At 46.7% G+C, this 9,583-nt stretch carries 4 protein-coding genes; 2 read left to right on the forward strand and 2 right to left on the reverse strand.

The genetic code is table 11. The features are described 5' to 3' along the window. Window positions 1-45 precede the first annotated feature (45 nt). Complete coding sequence (locus NXS08_RS07280; protein ID WP_310546946.1) at window positions 46-5,247, reverse strand: S8 family serine peptidase; 5,202 nt, start codon at window positions 5,245-5,247, stop codon at window positions 46-48. 242 nt (window positions 5,248-5,489) lie between these two features. After that, the gene (locus NXS08_RS07290; RefSeq protein ID WP_259138987.1) at window positions 5,490-6,407 is read right to left on the reverse strand and encodes a DMT family transporter; all 918 of its coding nucleotides are present in this window, start codon (window positions 6,405-6,407) and stop codon (window positions 5,490-5,492) included. A gap of 159 nt (window positions 6,408-6,566) precedes the next feature. Here NXS08_RS07290 and NXS08_RS07295 point away from each other — a divergent pair, with 159 nt between their 5' ends. Together NXS08_RS07295 and NXS08_RS07300 are read left to right on the forward strand one after the other, a co-directional pair. Then, entirely contained in the window at window positions 6,567-7,262 is a 696-nt protein-coding gene (locus NXS08_RS07295) for a type II toxin-antitoxin system PemK/MazF family toxin (protein ID WP_259138989.1), read from the forward strand. Window positions 7,263-7,301: 39 nt separating this feature from the next. Next, window positions 7,302-9,583 (forward strand): tetratricopeptide repeat protein (locus NXS08_RS07300; RefSeq protein WP_259138991.1); only part of this gene is annotated, 2,282 nt, incomplete at its 3' end.

Below are 9,583 nucleotides of genomic sequence, written 5' to 3' on the forward strand. Positions count from 1 at the left end.
CTTGGTTACTCACCCGCCCGTTAGCTTAAGCTAATAGTTTAGTTCTTAAGCGGTTTTGCGTTTACGTGCAACTACAAACGCTGCCCCCGCAACTAGGAATAGCGCGGAAGCTAATCCTAGGGTTGCTGCGTTGGTACCCGTGTTAGGAATACCTGGCTTAGCTGGTTTCTTGATTGGAGGAGCGATTGGCTTACCTTCAATCTGTGCAGCCTTGTAGGTTACGCGGATCACTGCATCGGAGTAGGCTTGGAATACCAACTTACCGTCCTGTAGTACTGGTTTGACTACGGTGAGTTCACCGTTTGCTCCAACCAATTCAACTTTCGCAACTGCCGTAGCTGGTGCCAAAGAGTAAGTTGCTTGGAAGGCTACTGGCTGGCTCTTCGCAGTGAAGGTAGCTACGTTACCTTCTTCTGCTGCAGTCAAGCTGAAAGTTACACCCTTAGGTGCTTTACCAGTGGCAGTTAATGTCACTTTTGAGGTCTTTGCTTCTGCGTTAAGTGCTTCATCTTGTGCTGGAGGTGCCGGAGCTACTTCAACTACGAATGGAACGTTAGTGATTGCCAAGTTACCACCCTTGTCGGTAGCTTCCGCAGCCAACACGTGATCGCCCGGAGCAGCTTCAACTTCAACAGTTACTGCCAAAGTGGTTTCAGCAGTTTCTGCACCTGGAGTTGCGTCTTTTCCAGTGGCATTATTCTGCGCGTCACGCTTAGCTACAGCTTCTGCCACAGCAGCTGGAACTGCAGTACCATTTTCAGTTCCGGTTGTCTTTTCAGCAGCAGGAGTATTAGCACTTGCTTCCTCAGCAGTTTCCTCAGAGCCTTGGAACTTCGGATCTTCCGGAGTGTTGCCTGAGCCCGCATCTTTACCTTCTGTAGAGTCACCTTCTTGTACGAAGGAGGACTTCGGGTGAGGTACAGCTTTAACTACCTTAGTGGAAACCACTTCTCCGTCTACTAGGACGCGTAGGCTCGCCAAGTTAGCGTCAGTAGTTTCTACTGTAACTTGCTTAGTAACCTTATCTGATGCAGTTGGCACCTGGTAGGTTGCGTTAGCTTCGATACCGGAAGTGGTCATTTCAGGAGCTAACTTATCAACTACAATTGGAATCTTCCGTTCGGTGAAGTTACCAGTTTGGTCGTAGAGGCCAAGGAAGAAGATGTCACCGTCTTCTGCAGCTACCGTTGTGTCAAAGTCACGCTGGTTTGCTTCAGGAGATGGATCAAAACGGCTTACGATGTATTCCAAGATATTTCCATTTAACGCCAGCGCATAGCCGAAAGCGTTGTCTGAAACTGTTCCCTTGAACTGTACGTCGCCAGCTTCCTTCAAGTAGATTGCACCGTCAGCGTTAATTGCTGGCTTGCCTTCTTCCAGGGTGTAAACCGGGATGATTGAGTCAAAGAAGATTCTAAATGAAGTGTCAAAGACCAAGTCACCCTTAAGATCGTAGATCTTTAGATTAACTGGGGTAATCCCCTGTGTTAAAGGAAGTTCTACGTTGAATGCACCAGTCTTTGGATCGAATGGAACTTCTTTATCGTCGATCAAGAAACGGCTTGGCAAGGAAGCTAAAATGCCATCCCAGCTGTAGTAGTATTGGCCGTCTTTGAAAGAAACATTTTCGTCTTTACGGTCAGCTAGATTGAAGCCAGTGACCGACAAATCACCGTAAACGATCTTTCCAGAAGCATTGAAACCAGCGTTGGTGATGCGAACGTAAGCGGAGCTTTCATTGACACCATCAGTAACTGTCAGTTTAACTACACCAAAGTGTTCTGGAACTGGTAGATCCCAAGCAAAGTTATTACCGGTAAAATCATGGGTTAGTTTACCGACTTTACCCAGTAAAGTAGCGTCCACTTTAGTGATAGTTGAGTTAGCGTCAGCAACTGAGCCTTCTAAGCGAACCGTACCGTCCGCTTTACGCTCTGCGTAGTAGAAACCAAAAGCAGCGTCGTGTTCTAAGCCATTTAAGGTGATTTCTGGAGCTACCGAGTCATAGAGGAAGGTCAGGTCAGTTTCAATGGTTTTACCGCCGCTCTCGGCACGCAGGATAACCTCAGTTTCAGCACCGTCATTTACTGGCAAAGTAGTGTCAAAAGCTCGCCCATTCAACGGTACTAAAACGTTGTTGAGGTAGAGTTTTTCAACGCCTTCAATTACGGAACCGCTTAGTTTACGCTGAGCGTTCTTAACTACTAAATCACCGTAGAATTCTGACTTGGTATCAGCTGCGATAGATAGTTTAGCCCAGTTTTCTGCATCGTCCAAAGTGAATGGACTACGGTTTACCACTAGATCTTCAACTTGAGTGTTACCGGCGTTATCGGTAGCGACAACTTCAACAATTTCCGTGTATTCCACGTAATCTGCTGGAAGAGTAATCTCGTAGTTGCCATCTGCGGTCTTAGCTACAGCCAGTTTAACGCCTTCGCCCTTGATGGTGGCGGAAACGTTGTTCAAGCCGGAAAGCGCATCTGCTGCAGTTACTGGAATTACCAGATCTTGCTGTGCGTTAGGCGCAGGTGTATTCACCGTCAAAGTTGGTTTAGTAGTATCAACCTTGAACGCGAAGTCGTAGTCCTGCGCGGCAAATCCGTCAGCTAATTTAGCTTGTAGACGGTAGGTGTAGTCACCTTCAGGAAGTGGCTCAAAATTGCCTGTCTTCTTGTTGTAAAGGTGACCGTCAAAGCGAAGTGCATTGAGTTCTTCACCTAGTTGAGCTCGGCCAGCTAGTAAGTCATTGAGGGTATTACGACGGATTTCGTTGTCTTTACCAACTTCGCGGACTACTTCTCCGTTAGCGTTTAGAACTTTACCGCGTACTTCCCAAGCGTTACGCAATGAGACAACCAGTGGGTGTACAGAGTCGCGAACCCCGTCACCATTTGGAGAAACCCAAAATGGCTTATTCAAAACGGAAGTTACGCTGGTGTTAGGACCAGTGGGAGTTACTAAAGCGGTGCGAGTGGTGTTCTGAGCTGGGTCTGGGAAGAGAGCGTCAAAAACGGCTGGTTCGCCAGCTTGAGCATCAAAAATCTTTTCTGCGTTCCAGTCCCCTACGAAGCCTAATACTGGGATAACCAGTTCAGGCACAGTGTTAGCGTCAGCTGCTGGGGTTAATTTCGCCCAGGCGCTGAGCCAGTGGGTAGAGGAAATATCTGGGGTTACAGTGTAAGAAACTGTTGCGGTTCCCTGCGCAGGCACAGTTACGGTAGGTGCGGAAGCAGTAATTGTTTCCACGTTGCTACAAACTGTGGTGGTTGCTTCAAATGCGGTGTTGGTTTCGTTTACTACACAGGTTGCGCCCGTGTTGTAAACGCGTTCCTTATCGCCCTTGTTTGTCAGAGTAACTGTGAAGGTACGTGGGGCGTTGATTTCTTTTAAGGCAACCCAAGGAGATCCTTCTACAGTTGCGTAAACGTCAGTTTCGATTGCGGCCTTAGTATTGATCAGACCAGCACCCATCTGACGAGCAGAGAAAGGCACGCCGTTTGAGGCGATTAGAATCTGCGCGGTGTTTGCCAAAGCGATACGGTTCCACTTGGTAATTTCTGCGCGACTTAGGTTAGGGAATTTTTGCTTATTCTTTTCCAGCATCAAAGCAGCTGCACCAGCTACGTGTGGCGCTGCCATGGAAGTACCGGAAGAGGTGGCGTAAGAGTTGTTGTTCTGAGCAGACCAAACGTTTCCACCGATACCGGATAGGTGAGGGCGGAAAGAAAGGGAGGTGTCAGTACCCCAAGAGGTGAACGATGATGGCTGCTTAGCAGTATCAGATGGCTGTAGGACCAGTTCAGAGGTGAATGCTACCTGAGTTTCTCCTGCGGCGATCTGCTGACGTAAGCGTTCACCCTCAGAGTGAATCATACCGCCAATGAAGGTTTGGAATCCGTCGATTCCGCCCATGCCTGGAATGGTTTCACCACCGGTGGCATGGTTATAGATAACTACCCCGATTGCGCCTTTAGCCAACGCATTTTCGACTTTAGCGGCGAAGGTGATTTCACCACGTTGGATTAGCACGTAGTTACCCTGTGCGTCAGCTGGAATCTGGTCTGGTTTACCCAGTCCACCGTAGACAATCTTATGTGGTTGTCCGTCAGGAGCACCCTTTTGCACGTTGAAGCCGAGGGCGTAGGAGGTTGCTCCGGAAGTTACTCGGGCAGCGCGCACAGTTGAAGATACGTTATCCACAGAAGCAACTGCCAAAGCAGTATCTGCGGTTGCGGGGCTACCAATGGTGCTGTCATCGAATAGACCGAAAACGTCTTTAGTGTCGCCGTCCATTGAGAAGTTCAAGCCGTCATTTGCGGCGGCAACAACTACTTCAATCCCCTGGTCGGTAGCCATTTTAACGGCGCGACCTTCACCGGAGGTACCACCAAAACCATTGGTGGCGCCCAGGGACATGTTGATCACGTCAGCGTCGTGTTTAACTGCGTCTTCTAACGCTGCAATAATGTCTTCGGTGGATGCACCTTTACCTTTGACATCTACAGAGTTAGAGAAAACCTTTAGTGCCAGCACCTGAGCGTTAGGGGCAATCCCGTTGATACGACCGTTGGTTTGAATGTCAGCGTCTTTACCGCCGTTTGCAGCGGAAATACCTGCAACGTGCATACCGTGTTCGTTACCGGTTAGGTCGTTTACTTCGGTGTTATCGTCCGCGTAGTTGTAACCCCAAGGTACTTTCGCGGTGAAGCCGGCTGCGGGAGCTAGTTTAGTTTTTGCTCCGTCGTCTAGTTTCATTGACTCGTGGTTAATGTCCACACCGGTGTCGATAACCGCAATTACGGTGCCTTCACCAGAGATGTTGTGGTCTCTACGAGCGTGAGTTGAGAAGGTTAGGTCACCGGCGGTTCCCTGCAATGGCTTGTAGGTAACGGTGCGTTCTACGCTGGCCACAGTTGGTTCTGCTGCAATTTCTGCCCATTTATCAACGGGGATTTCTGCTGCGAAACCTTTAATGAGGTATCCGAAGGAACGGTCTGGTTTAATACCGTACTTTTCTACTAATTGGTCACGGACTTTGTTTACTTCACGCAGGTTCAGCATCTCCGCGCCGGGGCGGGTGGGCTGGTTGTGCGTTAAGATCAGCACCTTTACGTATTCGACTGGTGCTTCTACCGCAGGTGTGGGGGCTGGCTGATTCTCCGTTGAAGTAGCGTAGGCTACTCCTGGGGTGAATAGCAGGGCCAGCGCGCTTGCGCCTGCGACGATGCGTGCATATTTTTTCATTGCATCCCTATCTTGATAAATTGAAGGACACTACTACCTTAAGTAAAGAAACGGTCAAATTAAAGTGAGTTTCACTTATTGAAACGTAAATAACGGAATGTTTGCGAAATCGTTACACTTCCGGGTTAAAAACCGTTTCTAGAAAGAGAAAACATATTGCAAGCGCCCTCGGGAAATGCTGTTATTCAAGCAAATCGAGGGCGCCTGCACTGCCTACTATTGGGAGATAAGGAAATAATATATTAATTGTCCGCGTGCTCTTTTTCTTCCACCGGACGATCGGTAGTGAGCTTATCTTCTACTGTGCCGTGCGCGGGACGCAGTTCGGAAATGATCATTGCCACTAAAATCAGTGCACCGCCTAAGATCATACGCTGGGTGAGGGACTCGCCACCGAACTGGATGGCGAATGCTGCGGCGAAAACTGGTTCAGTTGCCATTACCACGCCGGTGCGGGTGGGGCTGACTTTAGATTGCGCCCAAGTTTGAATGAAAATTGCCAGCACGGAAGCAAAGACAATCAGGTAAACCATGGAAAGCCAGTCACGAGGGGTTTGTGGAAGCTGCACTCCCCCGGGAATGGCGACCAGCACTGACACCAGGGCCAGGCCGAAAATCTGAATGATTGTCAGTTGGAAACTGGTGCGTTCAGTTGACCAGCGGCCCAGCAAAATCATGTGTAGGGCGAAGAAAGCAGCGGAAACCAATACCACCAGTTCGCCGATTCCCAGGTGCCAACCGTTTAATGAGAGCACGCCCATCCCTGCGACTGCCAGAACGGAAGAGATGATGACGAATCCGTTGGGGACAATCTTGTACATGATTAGCATCAGGATTGGGATCATGATGATGTACATTCCGGTGATGAATCCTGCTGTTGAAGCTGCTGTCATGGAGATTCCCACAGTGTGGATGATCTGCCCGATTCCAAATACTACACCCACGATTAGTCCGTGTCTCCAGGTGTCTCGGTCGGCTTTGCGGAGCATGGGGAAGAAGATTAGTCCCATGATTACCGCGGTGATAGCGAAGCGGATCCCGATCAGGTCATAGGGTGAAACCGCATTAACCAGATCTTTAATGACAATAAAAGTGGATCCCCAAATGGCCGCAGCTACTAGCAGAGCTAGAATAGGGAAAAGTTCCTTCTTGGTTTTCAAGTTTGTGCCTTACAACATTTAGCAGTTTCCAACTGTATTATTCTATGCTTTTTGGCAGTTTAGGGAAAATACAGGGATAGAGGGCTTGCTCACCTTAAATGGTTTCTTTTGGATTGTGTGCTCTATAGACTGTAAGGAGTTGATTTTAAGGAGCCCATTTTGAACTTATTTATTGAGTTGGTCATTGATTTTATTTTTTCTCTGTTCCTGGTGGAGGCGAAGCAAGAGCAGCATAAGCAAAAGAGAGCGCAGCGGAAAAAGAAGAAGGCCCAGCGAAAGCAGGAAAAAACCCAGCGCAAGCAGGAAAAGGCCCAGCGAAAGCAGGAGGAAGCACGGCGCAAGCAGGAGAAAGCACAGCGCAAGAAAGCTGCTGGTAAACCTCAGCCACCTCACGCGAAAGTGACAGCTGCGGGGCTTCCGGGGAGCGTCACTGAAGCGGGGTTGCCGGGGCATGATTCCTATTTTCTTCCCGAGGGCGCTGCCCTGCCTGAGTTTTCCTATCAGCCTAGCCACAATGGGGATGCAGATCCAGGGGAAGTTGTCTGGGCTTGGGTTCCGTTTGAGGATGACCCGTCTGTGGGTAAAGATCGGCCGGTCTTAGTTTTAGCGAAATATGATGGCGGGTTTATTTGTGCGCAGATGACGTCAAAGAATCATGAGGATTTTAAAGAAACACGGTGGGGGCGCCGATGGATGGATATTGGTACGGGCGACTGGGACCGTCAGCGTCGTAACTCTGAGGTGCGTTTAGATAGGTTCGTTTTTGTACCCGCCGGTTCGGTTCGCCGTGAAGGAGGGCGGGTTTCAGAAAAAGTCTATTCTCAGGTTGTTGATGCCATTGTAGGTGGGCGGTAAAATTTAGTTTATAGTTTTGTTTGTTGCGGAGGGTTCGTAGTGAATATTTCAAAGAAGCAGATGAAAGAGATAACTACTATATTTCTAGAGTTATTTTCTCCGTACCTTGCTGCCGCTGTAAAACTGTACTCAATAGCATCCAACATCGTACCTGGTACTGATTCTAAATCAGAAAAGAAGTTAAAACAGGCCTTAGAAAGCAAAGTCGAGGATAGACTTAAGAGCTTGAAAGAACTTCATAACACCCCTCTTGATGAGCTTAAAAGTATTTGCCGCAATGTTTCCGAAGCTTTTAATCGTTATATCAATGAGTTTTTCTCTAACCCGCAGAATACAGAGATTGATATAGCGAAAAACTACGATTTATTTCTGACCAATTTTAAAGAGTATGCAAAGAAGGAACGCGTCTCTCACTCAAAAAAATCCTACCCTTTATTTGACCGACTAGTTGTTTTAACTATAGAAATCTACTTTGACTTAATTAAACATAAAGATTCTTTTGTTCCTGAGGGTATTACTGCTCTTTTGTCTAGTAGTCAAAAGACAGACGAATTTCTTAACACTAACTTTCAACAGATTAACGATAAACAAGATAGAATGTTAGAAGCCCTGAGTGGAAAAGGGAAATTTAGCCATCCTATTCACCTGTTAGCCAATAGGATTCCTGAAGCTAAGGATTCTATTGAGCGCGAACGTTTTAGAAGCCTTAAAAAGCAGATTTTTGATGATGGAAAAGATGGCGTTTGGGTTCTTAAAGGTATGCGAGGAAGCGGTAAATCTCAAATCGCTTCAGCTTTAGTTTCTGCTGCATTAGAAAAAGACTGGGCCGTTGTAGTTTGGCAAAAAGATCCTTCTGTTTTGTCTCTTCACTCAATGTATAGAGAGATTGCGGGATTACTTGAGATTCCAACTGAAAATGTCAGTGATGATGAACTTTCTCAAACCGTTCAAAATAGATTAGCTTCAAACCCTAATTTAGGTGACTGTCTTTTTGTTTTTGACGATCTAAAAACTACTGAGGATCTTTCTGGCTTAATTCCGAGTTTTCAGAAGGCAAGAGTAATCATCACGACTAACTCTGTTTCCCTTGAAATAGCTGAAGAACTAATTATTGATGGTTTTTCTGTTGCCGAAGCAAAAGAGTATCTAAACAAGCGACTAAAAGGAAAAGACAGCAACGATTATGCTGAGCTTGCTTCCAAACTTAGCTATTTACCTGTTGCGTTGAGCCAAGCCTGCCACACTATGAAAAAGCACAAGAGGGACATTCGCAAGTATCTTTCTGCACTAAAACAGTACGAGCTCAATCGGGCGATAAAGTGTCCTGCGGGAGCCAACTACACCACGCACGTTGTAACAGCTCTGTTGCAAGCAGTTGAGTCTACACTATTAACGCTGAATCAAGAAGAAAAGAGTAATGCTGAGGAACAATTATCTGCACTGTGTTTTTTGGCCGAATCAGGTGTGCCAAGAAAATGGTTTGAAGAATGTGCTGAAGATGAACTTTGTTCTTTAGATACTTTAGGTGCTTTGGAAGATTATTCTCTTATCCAGTCAACCGATGAAGATTTGGTTTTCTTACACAGTTTACAATCGCGGGTTTTAAGAGAAAATCCCTCTTTGTTCGCTAAAGGTGATCCTATAATCCGTATAGAATCGGCTGTAAAACTCTTAACCACTAACATTGAAAGAATGATTTCCCAGTTTGATGAAGCGGAAAAACCGTTAAAAGAAAATATGCGAAATTCATTACGTCAAGACTATAAGCAACTATTAGAGCAACTGAAAGTCATCTACGATCAGGATTTTTCGAAAAATATCATTAAATCTACGGAAGTAATAGATTTGATTCCAAGTATGCTCAGTAGAGCTTCCAAAATGAATCTGGATTCTGAAATCTGCGCTCTCGATACATTTATCTTAGGAATAGATCTTGACAAAGAAAAATCCATCCAGATAAAAGATACTCTCGGTCTAGCTTCATTAAATATGGGCCGAGTAAATGAAGCGATCACCCTCTTTGAAGAAAACCTTGTAGCAAGAAAGGGCATGCTTGATGAAAACCACCGCCACACCCTCGCAAACTGGAATAACCTCGCCACCGCTTACCAAGAGGCTGGGCGTTTAGACGATACTATCTCCCTCCATGTAGAAAACCTTGAAGCAAGCCTTCACATACTTAGGGAAAACCTTTCCGACACCCTCACTAGTCGCAATAACCTCGCCAGCGCATACAAAAAGTCTGGACGTTTAAAGGAAGCGATCTCCCTCCATGTAGAAAACCTCAAAGCAAGCCTTCACGTGCTTGGTGAAAACCACCC

The sequence above is a fragment of the Gleimia sp. 6138-11-ORH1 genome, assembly GCF_024814355.1.
GTDB lineage: Bacteria > Actinomycetota > Actinomycetes > Actinomycetales > Actinomycetaceae > Gleimia.